At 42.9% G+C, this 14,583-nt stretch carries 25 protein-coding genes; 5 read left to right on the top strand and 20 right to left on the bottom strand.

The features are described 5' to 3' along the window. Positions 1 to 63: 63 nt before the first annotated feature. The 5 genes from L0P89_RS11535 to L0P89_RS11515 all read left to right on the top strand — a co-directional run bounded on the left by L0P89_RS11535 (position 64) and on the right by L0P89_RS11515 (position 2,809). The gene (locus L0P89_RS11535; protein WP_235265247.1) at positions 64 to 453 is read left to right on the top strand and encodes a CsbD family protein; all 390 of its coding nucleotides are present in this window, start codon (positions 64 to 66) and stop codon (positions 451 to 453) included. A gap of 63 nt (positions 454 to 516) precedes the next feature. Continuing rightward, a complete protein-coding gene (locus tag L0P89_RS11530; RefSeq protein ID WP_235265246.1) occupies positions 517 to 1,062 on the top strand; it encodes a DUF4136 domain-containing protein in 546 nt (181 codons plus the stop codon). 30 nt (positions 1,063 to 1,092) lie between these two features. Then, on the top strand, positions 1,093 to 1,653 hold the full coding sequence (locus L0P89_RS11525) for an HdeD family acid-resistance protein (protein WP_235265245.1): 561 nt from the start codon (positions 1,093 to 1,095) through the stop codon (positions 1,651 to 1,653). 30 nt (positions 1,654 to 1,683) lie between these two features. Further along, entirely contained in the window at positions 1,684 to 1,977 is a 294-nt protein-coding gene (locus L0P89_RS11520) for a DUF2513 domain-containing protein (RefSeq protein WP_235265244.1), read from the top strand. A 73-nt stretch (positions 1,978 to 2,050) separates the two neighbouring features. Then, positions 2,051 to 2,809 carry a DUF481 domain-containing protein gene (locus L0P89_RS11515; protein WP_235265243.1) on the top strand — a complete coding sequence of 253 codons (759 nt, stop codon included), beginning with the start codon at positions 2,051 to 2,053 and terminating at the stop codon, positions 2,807 to 2,809. A gap of 60 nt (positions 2,810 to 2,869) precedes the next feature. On the opposite strand, the gene eno is transcribed toward L0P89_RS11515, so the two are convergent. The 20 genes from eno to rplN form a co-directional block, all read right to left on the bottom strand. Next, positions 2,870 to 4,159, bottom strand: a complete 1,290-nt coding sequence (eno, locus tag L0P89_RS11510) for a phosphopyruvate hydratase (RefSeq protein ID WP_235265242.1) — start codon at positions 4,157 to 4,159, stop codon at positions 2,870 to 2,872. Between the two features lie 117 nt (positions 4,160 to 4,276). Then, positions 4,277 to 5,389 carry a glutamine-hydrolyzing carbamoyl-phosphate synthase small subunit gene (carA, locus tag L0P89_RS11505; protein WP_235265241.1) on the bottom strand — a complete coding sequence of 371 codons (1,113 nt, stop codon included), beginning with the start codon at positions 5,387 to 5,389 and terminating at the stop codon, positions 4,277 to 4,279. Between the two features lie 88 nt (positions 5,390 to 5,477). Continuing rightward, positions 5,478 to 5,978 (bottom strand): 50S ribosomal protein L17, encoded by a 501-nt coding sequence (gene rplQ / locus L0P89_RS11500; RefSeq protein WP_235265240.1) that lies wholly within the window; start codon positions 5,976 to 5,978, stop codon positions 5,478 to 5,480. Positions 5,979 to 6,043: 65 nt separating this feature from the next. After that, positions 6,044 to 7,036: a DNA-directed RNA polymerase subunit alpha gene (locus L0P89_RS11495; protein WP_235265239.1), complete on the bottom strand. Its 993-nt coding sequence runs from the start codon at positions 7,034 to 7,036 to the stop codon at positions 6,044 to 6,046. 18 nt (positions 7,037 to 7,054) lie between these two features. After that, positions 7,055 to 7,660: a 30S ribosomal protein S4 gene (gene rpsD, locus L0P89_RS11490; protein ID WP_235265238.1), complete on the bottom strand. Its 606-nt coding sequence runs from the start codon at positions 7,658 to 7,660 to the stop codon at positions 7,055 to 7,057. A 111-nt stretch (positions 7,661 to 7,771) separates the two neighbouring features. After that, positions 7,772 to 8,164 (bottom strand): 30S ribosomal protein S11, encoded by a 393-nt coding sequence (gene rpsK / locus L0P89_RS11485; protein ID WP_235265237.1) that lies wholly within the window; start codon positions 8,162 to 8,164, stop codon positions 7,772 to 7,774. Positions 8,165 to 8,269: 105 nt separating this feature from the next. Continuing rightward, a complete protein-coding gene (rpsM, locus tag L0P89_RS11480) occupies positions 8,270 to 8,644 on the bottom strand; it encodes a 30S ribosomal protein S13 (RefSeq protein ID WP_235265236.1) in 375 nt (124 codons plus the stop codon). Between the two features lie 109 nt (positions 8,645 to 8,753). Further along, positions 8,754 to 8,870 (bottom strand): type B 50S ribosomal protein L36, encoded by a 117-nt coding sequence (ykgO, locus tag L0P89_RS11475; RefSeq protein WP_013621733.1) that lies wholly within the window; start codon positions 8,868 to 8,870, stop codon positions 8,754 to 8,756. 7 nt (positions 8,871 to 8,877) lie between these two features. Then, positions 8,878 to 9,093 carry a translation initiation factor IF-1 gene (infA, locus tag L0P89_RS11470; RefSeq protein WP_010519234.1) on the bottom strand — a complete coding sequence of 72 codons (216 nt, stop codon included), beginning with the start codon at positions 9,091 to 9,093 and terminating at the stop codon, positions 8,878 to 8,880. Between the two features lie 86 nt (positions 9,094 to 9,179). Continuing rightward, the gene (secY, locus tag L0P89_RS11465) at positions 9,180 to 10,523 is read right to left on the bottom strand and encodes a preprotein translocase subunit SecY (RefSeq protein WP_235265235.1); all 1,344 of its coding nucleotides are present in this window, start codon (positions 10,521 to 10,523) and stop codon (positions 9,180 to 9,182) included. 11 nt (positions 10,524 to 10,534) lie between these two features. Next, positions 10,535 to 10,987 (bottom strand): 50S ribosomal protein L15, encoded by a 453-nt coding sequence (gene rplO, locus L0P89_RS11460; RefSeq protein ID WP_235265234.1) that lies wholly within the window; start codon positions 10,985 to 10,987, stop codon positions 10,535 to 10,537. Between the two features lie 13 nt (positions 10,988 to 11,000). Continuing rightward, the gene (gene rpmD, locus L0P89_RS11455; RefSeq protein ID WP_235265233.1) at positions 11,001 to 11,180 is read right to left on the bottom strand and encodes a 50S ribosomal protein L30; all 180 of its coding nucleotides are present in this window, start codon (positions 11,178 to 11,180) and stop codon (positions 11,001 to 11,003) included. An 11-nt stretch (positions 11,181 to 11,191) separates the two neighbouring features. Then, positions 11,192 to 11,716, bottom strand: a complete 525-nt coding sequence (gene rpsE, locus L0P89_RS11450) for a 30S ribosomal protein S5 (RefSeq protein WP_235265232.1) — start codon at positions 11,714 to 11,716, stop codon at positions 11,192 to 11,194. 6 nt (positions 11,717 to 11,722) lie between these two features. Further along, on the bottom strand, positions 11,723 to 12,076 hold the full coding sequence (rplR, locus tag L0P89_RS11445; RefSeq protein WP_235265231.1) for a 50S ribosomal protein L18: 354 nt from the start codon (positions 12,074 to 12,076) through the stop codon (positions 11,723 to 11,725). A 12-nt stretch (positions 12,077 to 12,088) separates the two neighbouring features. Then, the gene (rplF, locus tag L0P89_RS11440) at positions 12,089 to 12,631 is read right to left on the bottom strand and encodes a 50S ribosomal protein L6 (RefSeq protein ID WP_235265230.1); all 543 of its coding nucleotides are present in this window, start codon (positions 12,629 to 12,631) and stop codon (positions 12,089 to 12,091) included. Positions 12,632 to 12,652: 21 nt separating this feature from the next. Continuing rightward, a complete protein-coding gene (gene rpsH / locus L0P89_RS11435) occupies positions 12,653 to 13,051 on the bottom strand; it encodes a 30S ribosomal protein S8 (RefSeq protein WP_235265229.1) in 399 nt (132 codons plus the stop codon). A gap of 20 nt (positions 13,052 to 13,071) precedes the next feature. After that, positions 13,072 to 13,341, bottom strand: coding sequence for a 30S ribosomal protein S14 (rpsN, locus tag L0P89_RS11430; RefSeq protein WP_235265228.1), 270 nt, complete (start codon positions 13,339 to 13,341; stop codon positions 13,072 to 13,074). A gap of 1 nt (position 13,342) precedes the next feature. Further along, positions 13,343 to 13,894 carry a 50S ribosomal protein L5 gene (rplE, locus tag L0P89_RS11425; RefSeq protein WP_235265227.1) on the bottom strand — a complete coding sequence of 184 codons (552 nt, stop codon included), beginning with the start codon at positions 13,892 to 13,894 and terminating at the stop codon, positions 13,343 to 13,345. Between the two features lie 2 nt (positions 13,895 to 13,896). Continuing rightward, on the bottom strand, positions 13,897 to 14,202 hold the full coding sequence (rplX, locus tag L0P89_RS11420) for a 50S ribosomal protein L24 (protein ID WP_235265226.1): 306 nt from the start codon (positions 14,200 to 14,202) through the stop codon (positions 13,897 to 13,899). 11 nt (positions 14,203 to 14,213) lie between these two features. Continuing rightward, positions 14,214 to 14,582 carry a 50S ribosomal protein L14 gene (gene rplN / locus L0P89_RS11415; RefSeq protein WP_045801188.1) on the bottom strand — a complete coding sequence of 123 codons (369 nt, stop codon included), beginning with the start codon at positions 14,580 to 14,582 and terminating at the stop codon, positions 14,214 to 14,216. Position 14,583 lies beyond the last annotated feature (1 nt).

Below are 14,583 nucleotides of genomic sequence, written 5' to 3'. Positions count from 1 at the left end.
AACAAGGTTCGAACAAAAACATTATCAACAAATCACTAATAGTAATCATTAAAACCAAAAGTTATGAGTGAAATTTTAAATGGGTATTGGAATGAGCTTAAAGGAGAGGCTCAAAAAACATGGGGCAAATTGACCCACAATGAACTTGACCAGATAGCAGGTGATGCCAAGAAACTCGAAGGTCTTCTGCAGCAACGTTACGGCCATTCAATTGAAGAGGCACGAAAGGAAGTAGCCAAACTTCAGGCACGCTATGACAACATGGCCTCTGCCGGAGAATGGAACCAACTTAAAGGAAAAATGCAAAAGTATTGGGGCATCATCACAGAGAACGATGCTGACAAAATCAATGGTAGTAAAACACGATTGGTCGGTCTTTTGCAAGAAAGACTTGGCAAATCAAGGGCACAGGCCCTAGAGGAAGTAGATCATTTTTTGAAGGAAATCTCGTAATCACAAAAATGCATCCCCGAAAAAACGGGGATGTTTTTCACTAACACTAAAAAACCAGAAATCATGAAAACAAGAATAATCAATTGGGTGGTGGTCATAGTACCGGCCCTACTGCTGATGGTCAGCTGCAATTCCATCAAAAATTTGCAGACAGTGGTCGAATACGACAAAGAAGCCAACTTCAATTCTTATAGTTCCTATAAGTTTTTAAATGAAGTTTCCGTTTCAGACACACACGATAATTACAGTACCGAGAACAAAAGAACCTTTGAAAACTCAATTCACGAACAATTGAAAAACAAGGGCTTGGAAGAAACCGAAACACCTGACCTGTACATCAACTTTTTCGTGTTGGACAGCCATGAGTCAAAAAGCATCACCAGAACCACGTATCGCGATCAACAATATGGGGGCATGACACACTTAGATACCTACATAAAAGAGTATGAGCAGGGCACTTTGATCATTGACATTGTTGATGCATCAACAAAGAATCTGGTATGGAGGGGCCTTGCCACAGGTGTCATCACTGGCAAGCAAGAAGATATGCAAAAGACCATTGACGAGGCGGTAAGGGCCATTGTGTCAAAATACCCACCAAAAGTTTAATCAAAAACACAACTACTTAAAAAAGAAAAAATGAATACTAAAAGAAAAAATTGGTGGATGTACCTTTTACGCGGAGTTTTGTTCATCATCATTGCGGTATTGATATTTAGAAATCCGTTGGCCTCGTTGATGGGCCTGACATCGGTAATTGGGTTTTTGACCCTCTTAACGGGTATAATCTTCGTGATTGGAAGCATCAGTGTCAGAAAACTGTACAACAAGTGGGGGTGGACATTGGCATTGGGCATTTTGGATATTCTATTGGGCGGTGCACTGCTGTTCTACCCTGCTTTGACGGCCCCTTTATTGGTGGTCTTTATTGGCGCCTGGACGGTCGCCATAGGTATGATGGAATCTGGTCTTTCTTTGGGACTCAAAAAATTGAGGTTCAAAAAATGGTGGGTACTCCTCATCATGGGCATATTTTCGATTTTATTTGGTGGTATCATCATATTCAAACCTTTGATCGGGGTACTTTCGATAACCATTTTCATGGGTATGCAGTTTCTGATCTACGGAAGTTATTTGATTGCCAAAGGCTTCCAGAAAGAGGAAATACCCACTCCGACACCAAAGACTATTCAAGAATAGATCGATTTGTCTAAGATAAAGCCAGATGGAATGAGGAGAGATATGTTGTGCATTACGGAAATCATCCGTAAAATAGAAAAATCAGAATATAACGGTGGGGAAGCCCCGGCCAATTTTAAAATAAAGGGCTATTCGCAAAAGACCGTCGACTACCATATTCAATTGTTGAAAGATGCCGATTTTATCAAAACGGGCATGAACCCCCAAAATAGGGAATTGCCCACACGACTCACTTGGAAAGGCCATGAATACGTGCTGCAATCACTGAACAGTACGGTCAATGTAGTGAAGGAGGGGATCGATGTCGTTGAAGATTTAATGTAAGACTCCTTTTTTGATTCCCCTAGATATAACCAGTTGGTCTATATTTCAGGGGAATTTTTCTAAAACATCTGTTATGTATAGATTGAAAACACTCATAATCGTGGTCTTCGTCGCACTACAGGCCCAAGGCCAAATCGTCAATGTAGAGTCGTTGCGAAAGGTGACGGACACCTCTAAATGGTCAGGTAATGTGGGCGTTGACTTAAGTCTTATAAAAAATAGGAACGACATCTTCAAGATCACCAATAGAACACATTTACAGTATCAAAACAAAAAAAATCTGTTCTTGGTGGTCACCAATCTGAATTTTCAACAACTCGATAGCAGTAAATTTGTGAACAGCGGCACCATACATCTACGCTACAACTACAAGTTCAAGCCAAAAATGGCATGGGAGTTTTTTACTCAATCACAATATGACGCGATTTCAAATATTGACTTCAGAGGTCTTATGGGTACCGGTCCAAGATTTAAGTTCGGGACTTCAGAAGAGTTTAAATTTTATATGGGCACATTGGTCATGTACGAGTATGAGAAATCTACGGAGACCTTTGGCACCAATATAAATAGGGATATCAGGGGAAGTGCGTACTTATCTTTCAGTTTGTATCCTTCCAGTCAAGTTTCGGTGGTCAGCACCACTTATTATCAGCCAAGGCTTTCTGCATTTCGTGATTATAGAATTTCAAGTGAGACCTCCCTGGCCTTTGAAATATTTAAAGGATTAGGGTTTAGATCAACCTTTAGTCTACTGTTTGATGCCTTTCCTCCATCAGATATACCCCAAACCCAATACACTTGGACCAACGGGATAGTCTACACTTTTGACTGAACAAAAAAACCACTGGATCGACCAGTGGTTTTTCGTTTACAATTAAGATATCAGCGGGTGTTACTTCACCTTGAACGCCTTCTCTTGCGGATAATAGGCCACATCGCCCAATTCTTCCTCGATACGGAGCAGTTGGTTGTACTTGGCCATACGGTCGCTGCGCGAAGCAGAACCCGTTTTGATTTGGCCCGTGTTCAACGCTACCGCTAAATCGGCGATGGTATTGTCTTCTGTTTCACCAGAACGATGCGACATGACTGAAGTATAGCCCGCATTCTTGGCCATGTTCACTGCAGCAATGGTCTCGCTCAAGGTACCTATCTGGTTTACTTTGATCAATATTGAATTGGCAATACCATTTTCGATACCTCGCGAAAGTCTTTCCACATTGGTCACAAATAGATCATCGCCCACCAATTGTACACTATCGCCTACTTTTTCCGTCAATAGCCTCCAGCCGTCCCAATCGTTTTCATCCATACCATCCTCAATGGAGATGATGGGATATTTCGAGCAAAGCTCGGCCAGATACTCGGCCTGTTCTGCCGAGGTTCTCACCGCACCTTTGTCACCCTCAAACTTGGTGTAGTCATATTTTCCATCCTCATAGAATTCGGCAGAGGCACAATCTAAGGCGATCATGACCTCATCACCAAATTTGTAGCCTGCCTGTTCGACGGCTTTGGCGATGGTGTCGAGTGCATCTTCAGTGCCGTCAAGTGTTGGGGCAAAACCACCCTCATCACCGACAGCAGTGCTCAACCCTCTACCGTGCAATACTTTTTTCAGATTATGGAATATCTCTGTGCCCATCTGCATGGCATGGCTGAAATCTTTTGCCTTTACGGGCATCACCATAAATTCTTGAAAAGCAATTGGGGCATCTGAGTGGGATCCCCCATTGATGATATTCATCATGGGAACAGGCAATGTATTGGCACTGACCCCGCCCACATAACGATAAAGGGGCATGCCCAACTCGTTGGCCGCAGCTTTTGCAACGGCAAGTGAAACGCCTAAAATAGCATTGGCGCCCAACTTTGATTTGTTCGGGGTACCATCCAATGCGATCATGGTCTCATCGATATGGTTCTGTTCAAAAACCGAGACCCCTACCAATTCTTCAGCAATGACAGTATTGACATTGTCGACCGCTTTTGAAACACCCTTGCCCATGAAAGACTTTCCTCCATCTCGAAGTTCAACGGCCTCGTGCTCTCCTGTGGAAGCCCCTGATGGTACGGCGGCCCTTCCTAAAATACCATTTTCCGTTACTACATCGACCTCTACCGTAGGATTACCACGTGAGTCTAAAATCTGTCTTGCATGGATATTGATAATGATGCTCATTTTTTTTCTCTTTACAGTTGGAATTTAATGCGACGAAGATACAAAAGGCCTTGCTTTAAGCTTCATGATAATGGTCATAAAAACGCTGAAAAATAACCAAAAATAAACTACAACGTTTTAGTTTTGGCTAGCCTTTATAGCTTCAAAGAACTGGTCGAACAGATAGTCGGCATCATGTGGCCCAGGGCTGGCCTCTGGGTGATATTGCACCGAAAACACGTTCTTGTACTTCATCTTGATACCGGCTACGGTTTGGTCATTGAGATGGGTATGGGTGATTTCCAAATCTGGGTTGGCCTCTGTTTCTTCACGATTGATGGCAAAACCATGGTTCTGTGAGGTAATCTCTCCCTTGCCTGTCATTAAATTTAAGATGGGATGATTGATACCACGGTGCCCATGGTGCATTTTATAGGTAGATACGCCATTGGCCAAGGCCAACACTTGGTGGCCGAGACAGATACCGAACAAGGGCTTGTTGGTCTTTAATATTTCTTTGGTCGTATCAATGGGTTCTGTCAATGGCTCTGGATCACCGGGCCCGTTTGAAATGAAATACCCGTCCGGTTCAAAATCTTGCATTTCTTTGATAGTGGCAGTGTATGGGAACACCTTTATGTATGCATCACGTTTGGCCAAATTTCTGAGAATATTTTTCTTGATACCGATGTCAAGGGCCGAAATTCTGTACTTGGCCTTTTCATCACCATAGAAATAAGGTTTTTTGGTGGAAACTTTTGAGGCAAGCTCCAACCCCTTCATGCTAGGCACCTTTTTCAGGTCTTTTTTCAATTTTGCCACATCATCCACTTCGGTTGAAATCAAAGCGTTCATGGCGCCATTATCGCGAATATAGCTCACCAGCGCGCGGGTATCGACATCAGAAATGGCCAAGAGGTTGTTTTCACTTAGAAAATCCTCCAAACTTCTATTGGCGGCAGGTCTTGAATAGTTATAGCTAAAGTTCTTACAGATCAGTCCTGCAATTTTAATGGAATCTGATTCGACCTCATCACCATGGGTACCATAGTTGCCGATGTGGGCATTGGTGGTGACCATCAATTGACCAAAGTACGAAGGGTCGGTAAAAATTTCTTGGTAACCCGTCATGCCTGTATTGAAACAGACCTCGCCATAGGCCGTTCCTTCCTTATCGCCTACGGCTTTACCATAAAAGATGGTTCCGTCTTCCAATAATACAAGTGCTTTTTTTCTTTCTTGGTATTTCATTTGCGGATAAAAATTTTACAAAAAAACATAAAAAAAGGATACGTTTTCAGCGTATCCTTTTCTTGTTATCAATAAATTCTTCAACATCTTATTCTTCTGAATCATCAGCTTTTTGTGTTTCAACAGGTGCTGCTGCTTCGGTTTTCTTTCCACCACCTCTTCTGCTTCTTCTTGTTGATTTCTTTTTAGGCTTACCTGCATTGTAAAGCTCGTTGAAATCGACCAGTTCTATCATTGCCATATCAGCATTGTCACCCAATCGGTTACCCAATTTAATGATTCGGGTATAACCTCCAGGTCGGTCACCTACTTTTTCTGCCACCGTACCAAACAATTCGGTCACGGCGTACTTGTTACGTAGATTGCTGAAAACAATTCTTCGGTTATGCATGCCCTTTTCGGCCGTTTGATTATTCTCGCCTTTTGACTTCGTAATCAAGGGTTCGATGAATTGCTTCAACGCCTTCGCTTTCGCAACGGTGGTATTGATTCGCTTATGTTCGATTAGAGAACATGCCATATTGGCCAACATCGCCTTTCGATGGGCGGCCGTTCTTCCTAAATGATTGAATTTCTTTCCGTGTCTCATTTTTCTATGTTATCATCTTGCTACCAGACTCTAACGCCTATCGTCAGAGGAGCAAAATATGATTATTAGTCCTTATCCAATTTATATTTGCTCAGATCCATACCAAATTGGAGTCCTTTGTTGATAACCAACTCTTCCAACTCGGTCAAAGATTTTTTACCAAAGTTTCTGAACTTCATCAGGTCATTTTTATTGAATGACACCAAATCACCCAGCGTATCGACCTCTGCCGCCTTCAAACAATTAAGGGCTCGGACAGAAAGATCCATATCGACCAATTTGGTCTTCAACAACTGGCGCATATGCAATGATTCTTCATCATAGGTCTCTGTTTGGGCAATCTCATCGGCCTCAAGGGTAATACGCTCATCAGAGAACAACATGAAATGATGAATCAACACTTTGGCAGCCTCGGTCAAAGCATCTTTAGGGTGAATCGAACCATCAGTGGCAATTTCAAAAACCAACTTTTCATAGTCGGTCTTTTGCTCGACCCTGAAGTTTTCGATACTGTACTTCACATTCTTTACAGGGGTAAACACAGAATCGACAGCGATGGTACCCAAAGGTGCATTCGATTTTTTGTTCTCTTCTGCAGGAACATAACCCCGGCCCTTTTCAATGATCACCTCAAGATTGATGGATACTTTTGAATCCATATTGCAGATGACCAAGTCAGGGTTCAATACTTGATAGCCAGAAATGAACTTCTGAAAATCACCGGCGGTCAATTGGTCTTTTCCACTAACGGAAACAGCTACCGTTTCGCTTTCAACATCATCTATCTGACGCTTGAAACGTACCTGTTTCAGGTTCAAGATAATTTCGGTCACATCTTCAACAACACCGGGAATTACCGAAAACTCGTGCTCAACACCATCGATTCGTACCGATGTAATCGCAAAACCTTCCAATGAGGAAAGTAACACCCGTCGAAGCGCATTGCCGACGGTAAGACCATAACCAGGTTCCAAAGGGCGAAATTCGAATTTCCCTTCGAAATCTGTTGAGTCTATCATTATAACTTTATCGGGCTTCTGAAAATTAAGTAATGCCATAATAGGATACGTGTTGTATTATTTGGAGTATAACTCGACGATTAATTGTTCTTTGATGTTCTCTGGAATTTGAAGTCTTTCAGGGACCGATACGAACGTACCTTCCTTCTTTTCTGGGTTCCAGGTAATCCACTCATAGACCGAACTGTTCGCATCCAATGAGTTTTGGATCGATTGAACAGATTTTGACTTCTCGCGAACACCGACCACATCACCTGGTCGTAACGTGTACGATGGAATGTTCACCACCTCGCCATTTACCGTGATATGGCGGTGCGAAACCAATTGTCGTGCGCCCCTTCTTGAAGGAGATAGCCCCATTCTGTAAACCACATTGTCTAATCTTGATTCACATAATTGGAGTAAAACCTCACCGGTAACGCCTTCACGACGTTTTGCTTGGGAAAATAGGTTTCTAAATTGTCTTTCAAGTATGCCGTACGTGTATTTGGCCTTTTGCTTCTCCATCAACTGGATTGCATACTCTGATTTTTTCCCTCGGCGACGATTGTTACCGTGCTGACCGGGAGGGTAGTTCTTTTTTTCGAATGACTTGTCGTCTCCGAATATCGCTTCTCCGAACTTTCGTGCGATTTTTGTTTTTGGTCCTGTGTATCTTGCCATCTTCTTAGTTTTTGAAAGTGCGATTATGAATTAAGGCTTATCCTTCGATAATCTTTGCTGCGCTTCCGTGAGATATCCACCTTCGGCGGACAGGTTATTATGAAATAATTGTTAAACTCTTCTTCTTTTTGGAGGCCTACAACCATTGTGCGGTAGTGGGGTCACATCAATAATCTCAGTCACCTCAATGCCCGAATTGTGAATGGTTCTAATGGCAGATTCCCTACCATTGCCAGGCCCTTTCACATAGACCTTCACTTTTCTCAAACCAGCTTCATGGGCCGTTTTGGCACATTCTTCAGCGGCTATCTGGGCCGCATAAGGGGTATTTTTTTTAGAGCCCCTAAAACCCATTTTACCTGCTGATGACCAAGAGATAACATCGCCTTTTTTGTTGGTCAAAGAAATGATGATATTATTGAACGAGGCAGTGATGTGCGCCTCACCGGTAGCATCAATGACTACCTTTCTTTTCTTTGTTGTCTTAGTGTTTGTTTTTGCCATATTTTTAGTTTGTAGTTGTTAGTTTATAGTTGTTAGAATCCTAAACATTTCTATTTCAAGCAGATTCATCTAACAGCTAACTACTAAAGACTGATATCCAAATTATTATTTAGTTGCTTTCTTCTTGTTGGCAACTGTTTTCCGTTTTCCTTTTCGTGTTCTAGAGTTGTTTTTGGTGCGCTGGCCCCTCAATGGCAATCCTGATCTATGGCGAATGCCACGGTAACAACCGATATCCATCAAACGCTTGATGTTCAATTGGGTTTCAGAACGTAACTCACCTTCTATGGTATAGGCTGATACTGCCTCACGAATACGGCCGATTTCATCATCGTTCCAAGCAGACACCTTGGTATCTTCACTTACTTGGGCTTTTTCCAAAATCTCTTTTGCACGGCTCTTGCCGATTCCATAAATGTAAGTGAGCGAAATTACGCCACGCTTTTGTTTGGGTATGTCAACCCCTGCGATTCTTGCCATATATTTAATTATTAGTTGTTAGGCATTGGTTATTAGTGTTGTTGAAATGGGTTTGTTGTTCACTTATTTCTATCTAACATCTAAAAATCCAACGTCTAACGTCTACTCTTTATCCTTGTCTTTGTTTGAATCTAGGATTCTTCTTGTTGATCACGTACAGTCTGCCCTTTCTGCGAACAATTTTGCATTCTGCACTTCTTTTCTTTATTGATGCCCTAACTTTCATAACAGCTCTAGTATCTATATGTAATTCTTGCTTTGGTCAAATCGTATGGGCTCATCTCAAGCTTTACCTTGTCACCGGGAAGCAACTTGATGTAGTGCATCCTCATCTTTCCCGAGATATGGGCAGTTACGATGTGACCGTTTTCCAATTCAACTCGAAACATTGCATTTGACAATGCCTCTATAATTGTACCATCTTGTTCTATTGCTGGCTGCTTTGCCATTCTTTTTCTAGTCTTTAATTGTTAGTACCTAGTCGTTAGCTGAATTTTAAACTCTATTGAGCCAACGACTAAAGACTATCGTCCAATTATGCTACTTTTCTATTTTTACCGGTTTTCATTAAACCGTCATAATGCCTATTAAGCAGGTACGAATTAACCTGTTGTACCGTGTCGATGGCCACACCCACCATGATCAAGAGCGAGGTACCGCCATAAAACAGCGCCCAACCAGGTTGAACGTCCATCAATTTCACGACCACGGCCGGTAAAACTGCCAAGGCGGCCAAAAATACCGATCCTGGAAAAGTGATCAATGACATTATCTTGTCTAAAAAATCTCCCGTTTCCTTTCCTGGACGGATACCCGGTATAAAGCCACCACTTCTCTTCAAATCATCGGCCATCTTGTTCGTAGGAACCGTAATGGCCGTGTAGAAGTAGGTGAATATGATAATCAACACCGCGAATAGTATGTTATACGCCAAGCCGAAAATATCAGCGAACTGAACTTCCATCCATTGCCCCACTGCCGTACTGTTGAATGTGCGCCCCAATAAACTCGGAGCAAACATTATCGCCTGTGCGAAAATGATGGGCATCACCCCTGAGGCATTCAACTTCAAGGGAATATATTGACGGGAGCCCATAATGTTCTTTTCATAACCCCCGGAAGCTGTTCTTCTAGCATATTGAACGGGCACCCTGCGTACGGCCATGACCAAAAGCACACTGGCCAAAATGACCAAGAACCAAATAATCAATTCAATCAAGATGAACATCAAGCCACCTGTATTATTGGTCGTTCTCGAAATGAACTCTTGTACGAATGATTGGGGCATGGTCGCGATGATACCGATCATGATCAACAATGAAATACCATTGCCAATACCTTTATCGGTAATTTTTTCACCCAACCACATGGCAAACACACAACCTGTTACCAAAATAATTACCGCTGGAATTATGAAATCAAGACCTTTACCCAAGATAAAAGCACTATTGGGCACGCCCAAAGCTTCCAATCCATAGAGATAAGCCGGTGCCTGAACAATACAGATACCAATGGTCAACCAACGGGTAATCTGGTTTTTGGTCTTTCGACCACTTTCACCCTCTTTATCTAGTTTCTGCAAATAGGGTATCGCAATACTCATCAACTGCACTACGATCGATGCAGAAATATAAGGCATGATGCCCAAGGCAAAAACCGATGCATTGGCAAAGGCCCCACCGGTAAATGCATTCAAAATGCCCAAAATGCCTTGTTCTGTACTAGAGGTCAATTCAGCTAATTGAGAGGTGTCAATACCTGGAAGCACAACTTGGGCACCGAAGCGGTATACCAACAACAGGCCCAAAGTGACAATAATACGTCTCTTCAGTTCTTCAATCTTCCAAATATTCGATATGGTCTCAATAAATCTCTTCATGTACTCTTAGCTTACAGCGTGATGGCTTCTCCTCCTGCTTTTTCGATGGCTTCTTTGGCCGATGCGGTGAACTTATGTGCCGATACCTTAAGTTTTGCCTTAAGTTCCCCTCCTCCCAAAATCTTTACCAAATCATTCTTTCGAGCCAAACGATGTTCGACCAATGTATCAAAGGTCACCTCACCTTTGACCCCCTTTTCATCTACCAAGCGCTGCAACTTGTCTAAATTGATGCCCTGGTATTCTTTTCTGTTGATATTGGTAAAGCCGAATTTGGGAACTCGTCTCTGTAAAGGCATTTGCCCACCTTCGAATCCAATCTTTTTTGAATATCCCGATCTTGATTTCGCGCCTTTGTGTCCACGGCTTGAAGTACCCCCTTTTCCGGAGCCTTCTCCTCTCCCAAGACGTTTGCCTGGCCTATTTTTTGAACCTTCTGCCGGTTTTAGATTACTCAAATCCATTTTTACCAATCATTTAAGCTTCCTCTGTGGAAACCAAGTGTTTTACTTTATTTACCATTCCAAGGATATTGGGCGTGTCTTCATGCTCGACCACCTGACCAATTTTTCTTAACCCCAATGCCTCAAGAGTCCTTTTTTGATCTTTTGGCCGTTTGATGGCACTTCTTACTTGTTTTACTCTAATCTTTGCCATTTCCCAACAAATTATCCTTTGAATACTTTTTCTAAACTGATTCCCCGTTGCTTGGCGACCGTTGCGGCATCCCTCAATTGCAGTAGCGCATCAAAAGTGGCCTTTACCACATTGTGGGGGTTCGAGGAACCTTGTGACTTTGAAAGTACATCGTGTACACCAACGGCTTCCAGTACTGCACGTACCGCACCACCGGCAATAACCCCTGTACCCTCAGAAGCTGGCTGAATATATACCCTTGCACCACCATACTTACCTTTCTGCTGATGGGGAATGGTACCTTTGTTGATAGGTATTCTCACCAAATTCTTCTTGGCATCTTCAACGGCCTTCGCTATAGCGGTGGCAACTTCTTTCGATTTACCCAATCCGTGGCCAACGACACCATTTTCATCTCCGACGACAACAATCGCCGAAAAACCGAATGCCCGACCACCTTTGGTCACTTTGGTCACCCGTTGAACACCAACAAGACGGTCTTTCAATTCTAAACCACCCGGTTTTACTAATTCTACGTTTTTGTATTTCTGGTACATATTGATTTAGAATTTAAGTCCTGCTTCCCTGGCACCTTCGGCCAATGATTTAACTCTGCCATGATAGAGGTTTCCGCCCCTATCGAAAGCTATGGTTTCGATACCTGCTTTTTTGGCTTTCTCTGCAATGGCCTTTCCCACGGCATTGGCAATTTCAGTTTTGGTTCCCTTTGCCTCGATATCCTTATCCCTTGATGATGCAGCGGCCAAAGTGACTCCTTTGTTATCATCGATCAATTGGGCATAGATTTCTTTGTTGCTACGGAAAACTGACAATCTGGGCCGTTCAGCCGTACCAAAGGAAACCTTTCTGATCCTTCTGCGGATGCGTATCTTTCTTTCGGTCTTCGATAATGCCATAATCTTTTCTTATTAAGCTGATTTACCTGCTTTTCTTCTTATCTGTTCACCTACAAATTTGATGCCTTTGCCCTTGTACGGCTCAGGCTTGCGGAATGAGCGGATTTTCGCCGCCACTTGCCCGACCAACTGTTTGTCGTGCGATGTCAATTTCACGATAGGGTTTTTTCCTTTCTCAGAGGTGGTCTCAATTTTGACCTCGGGGGCAATGTCCATCACGATATTGTGAGAGAAACCCAACGCGAGATCTAGTTTCTGGCCTTGGTTGCTGGCACGATAACCAACACCAACCAGCTCCAACTCCTTGGACCAACCTTCAGAAACCCCTTTGACCATATTCGAGATCAATGAACGGTAAAGACCGTGCTTTGCCTTATGATCTTTGGAGTCAGAAGGTCTTGAAACCATGATATTACCTTCTTCGGTCTTTACTTCGACTCCAGAAATTTCTTGGGTCAATTCACCCAATTTTCCTTTGACGGTGACCACATTGTCATTGATTTCAATGGTCACTCCTTCAGGAATTGCTATCGGACTATTACCTATTCTTGACATTTGTCTTTCGCTTAACTCTAATTAATACACGTAACACAATACCTCACCGCCCACGTTTTCATTCTTGGCCTGTTTGCCCGTCATCACTCCATGGGAGGTAGAGATGATGGCTATGCCCAAACCGTTCAGAACACGTGGCAGCTCATCTGAGGATGCATACTTTCTAAGACCCGGCTTACTGATTCTTTCCAGTTTTTTAATTACGGGCTCTTTGGTGAACTTATCATATTTTAAGGCAATCTTGATATTGCCTTGGGCTCCTTCATCTTCAAATTTATAGCTCAAGATGTAGCCTTGGTCGAATAAGATCTTGGTCATCTCCTTTTTCAAGTTGGATGCAGGAATATCGACCACCCTATGGCCAGCCATGCTGGCATTTCTTATACGGGTCAAAAAATCTGAAATCGGGTCTGTTACCATCGTTTTTACTCTTTATTTTATTACCAACTTGCTTTTTTCACACCAGGAATCAACCCTTTATTCGCCATCTCACGGAACGTGACCCTAGAAATACCAAAGGTTCTCATATAGCCTCTGGGCCTACCTGTCAGTTTGCAACGGTTTCGCATGCGCACCGGTGAAGCGTTTTTCGGCAGCTTTTGCAATGCATCGTAATCTCCGGCCTCTTTTAAAGCTCTTCGCTTCTCTGCATATTTCGCTACCATTTTCGCCCTTTTTCTTTCTCGGGCTTTCATTGATTCTTTGGCCATATCAATTCTTTTTAAAGGGTACTCCCAATTCGGTTAACAGTGATTTTGCCTCTTTATCGGTTTGGGCACTGGTCACAAAGGTGATGTCCATACCGTTGATCCTGTTGATTTTGTCAATGTTTATCTCAGGAAAGATAATCTGCTCGGTAACACCTAGATTATAATTTCCCCTGCCGTCAAAACCAGTGGCCCTTACACCTTGAAAATCACGAACCCTCGGAAGCGCTGTGGTGATCAAACGGTCTAAGAACTCATACATGCGCTCACCGCGTAAGGTGACCTTGGCACCAATGGGCATGCCTTTTCGTAATTTGAATGCCGCCACATCTTTCTTCGAAATGGTGGCAATCGCTTTTTGTCCGGTAATCATCGTCAATTCATCAACAGCATGGTCGATAAGCTTCTTGTCAGCCACTGCGGCACCGACACCACGGCTCACTACGATTTTCTCCAACTTCGGAACCTGCATTACGTTCTTGTAACCAAATTCGTCGGAAAGTGCTTTGATAACGCGCTCTCTATATTCTTTCTTTAATCTTGGAATGTAGCCCATAACTAAATTAATTCTCCAGATTTTTTGGAAACCCTTACTTTTTTGCCATCCCTAATCTCATAGCCAACCCTTACCGGTTCTCCATTTTCAATCAAGGATAGATTTGAAATATGAATGGGTGCCTCTTTTTCAACAATGCCCCCCTGTGGGTTTTGGGCACTGGGTTTCTCATGTTTCTTGACCATGTTCAACCCTTCAACAATGGCTTTATTTTTCTTACGGTCAACACTCATCACCTTGCCTTCAGCTCCCTTATGGTCACCTGCTGTGACCATAACCGTATCTCCTGTTTTTATTTTTAGCTTCATATTCATCGATATTATAGCACCTCAGGGGCCAATGAAACTATTTTCATAAATTGTTTGTCTCGCAACTCTCTAGCTACCGGGCCAAAAACCCTCGTACCCCTCATTTCACCTGTTGGATTCAGAAGCACACAGGCATTATCATCAAAACGGATGTACGACCCGTCTGGTCTTCTGACCTCTTTTTTGGTACGAACGACGACCGCAGTTGAAACCGCACCTTTTTTGATGGTACCGTTCGGAGCCGCTTCTTTGACGGTGACCACGATCTTGTCGCCCAATGATGCATATCGTCTCTTTGTGCCCCCAAGTACACGGATGGTCAGTACTTCTTTTGCACCGGTATTATCCGCAACCTTTAATCTAGATTCTTGCTGTAACATA

Source organism: Muricauda sp. SCSIO 65647 (assembly GCF_021534965.1).
Classification (GTDB): Bacteria; Bacteroidota; Bacteroidia; order Flavobacteriales; family Flavobacteriaceae; genus Flagellimonas_A.
Note: the sequence above shows the minus strand (reverse complement) of the source record. Positions and strands in the feature narration are given on the sequence as shown.

Coding starts and splice junctions, on each gene's coding strand:
- L0P89_RS11535 (WP_235265247.1), top strand. CDS start 64: ATGAGTGAAATTTTAAATGGGTATTGGAATGAGCTTAAAGGAGAGGCT.
- L0P89_RS11530 (WP_235265246.1), top strand. CDS start 517: ATGAAAACAAGAATAATCAATTGGGTGGTGGTCATAGTACCGGCCCTA.
- L0P89_RS11525 (WP_235265245.1), top strand. CDS start 1,093: ATGAATACTAAAAGAAAAAATTGGTGGATGTACCTTTTACGCGGAGTT.
- L0P89_RS11520 (WP_235265244.1), top strand. CDS start 1,684: ATGAGGAGAGATATGTTGTGCATTACGGAAATCATCCGTAAAATAGAA.
- L0P89_RS11515 (WP_235265243.1), top strand. CDS start 2,051: ATGTATAGATTGAAAACACTCATAATCGTGGTCTTCGTCGCACTACAG.
- eno (WP_235265242.1), bottom strand. CDS start 4,159: ATGAGCATCATTATCAATATCCATGCAAGACAGATTTTAGACTCACGT.
- carA (WP_235265241.1), bottom strand. CDS start 5,389: ATGAAATACCAAGAAAGAAAAAAAGCACTTGTATTATTGGAAGACGGA.
- rplQ (WP_235265240.1), bottom strand. CDS start 5,978: ATGAGACACGGAAAGAAATTCAATCATTTAGGAAGAACGGCCGCCCAT.
- L0P89_RS11495 (WP_235265239.1), bottom strand. CDS start 7,036: ATGGCATTACTTAATTTTCAGAAGCCCGATAAAGTTATAATGATAGAC.
- rpsD (WP_235265238.1), bottom strand. CDS start 7,660: ATGGCAAGATACACAGGACCAAAAACAAAAATCGCACGAAAGTTCGGA.
- rpsK (WP_235265237.1), bottom strand. CDS start 8,164: ATGGCAAAAACAAACACTAAGACAACAAAGAAAAGAAAGGTAGTCATT.
- rpsM (WP_235265236.1), bottom strand. CDS start 8,644: ATGGCAAGAATCGCAGGGGTTGACATACCCAAACAAAAGCGTGGCGTA.
- ykgO (WP_013621733.1), bottom strand. CDS start 8,870: ATGAAAGTTAGGGCATCAATAAAGAAAAGAAGTGCAGAATGCAAAATT.
- infA (WP_010519234.1), bottom strand. CDS start 9,093: ATGGCAAAGCAGCCAGCAATAGAACAAGATGGTACAATTATAGAGGCA.
- secY (WP_235265235.1), bottom strand. CDS start 10,523: ATGAAGAGATTTATTGAGACCATATCGAATATTTGGAAGATTGAAGAA.
- rplO (WP_235265234.1), bottom strand. CDS start 10,987: ATGGATTTGAGTAATCTAAAACCGGCAGAAGGTTCAAAAAATAGGCCA.
- rpmD (WP_235265233.1), bottom strand. CDS start 11,180: ATGGCAAAGATTAGAGTAAAACAAGTAAGAAGTGCCATCAAACGGCCA.
- rpsE (WP_235265232.1), bottom strand. CDS start 11,716: ATGTACCAGAAATACAAAAACGTAGAATTAGTAAAACCGGGTGGTTTA.
- rplR (WP_235265231.1), bottom strand. CDS start 12,076: ATGGCATTATCGAAGACCGAAAGAAAGATACGCATCCGCAGAAGGATC.
- rplF (WP_235265230.1), bottom strand. CDS start 12,631: ATGTCAAGAATAGGTAATAGTCCGATAGCAATTCCTGAAGGAGTGACC.
- rpsH (WP_235265229.1), bottom strand. CDS start 13,051: ATGGTAACAGACCCGATTTCAGATTTTTTGACCCGTATAAGAAATGCC.
- rpsN (WP_235265228.1), bottom strand. CDS start 13,341: ATGGCCAAAGAATCAATGAAAGCCCGAGAAAGAAAAAGGGCGAAAATG.
- rplE (WP_235265227.1), bottom strand. CDS start 13,894: ATGGGCTACATTCCAAGATTAAAGAAAGAATATAGAGAGCGCGTTATC.
- rplX (WP_235265226.1), bottom strand. CDS start 14,202: ATGAAGCTAAAAATAAAAACAGGAGATACGGTTATGGTCACAGCAGGT.
- rplN (WP_045801188.1), bottom strand. CDS start 14,582: ATGTTACAGCAAGAATCTAGATTAAAGGTTGCGGATAATACCGGTGCA.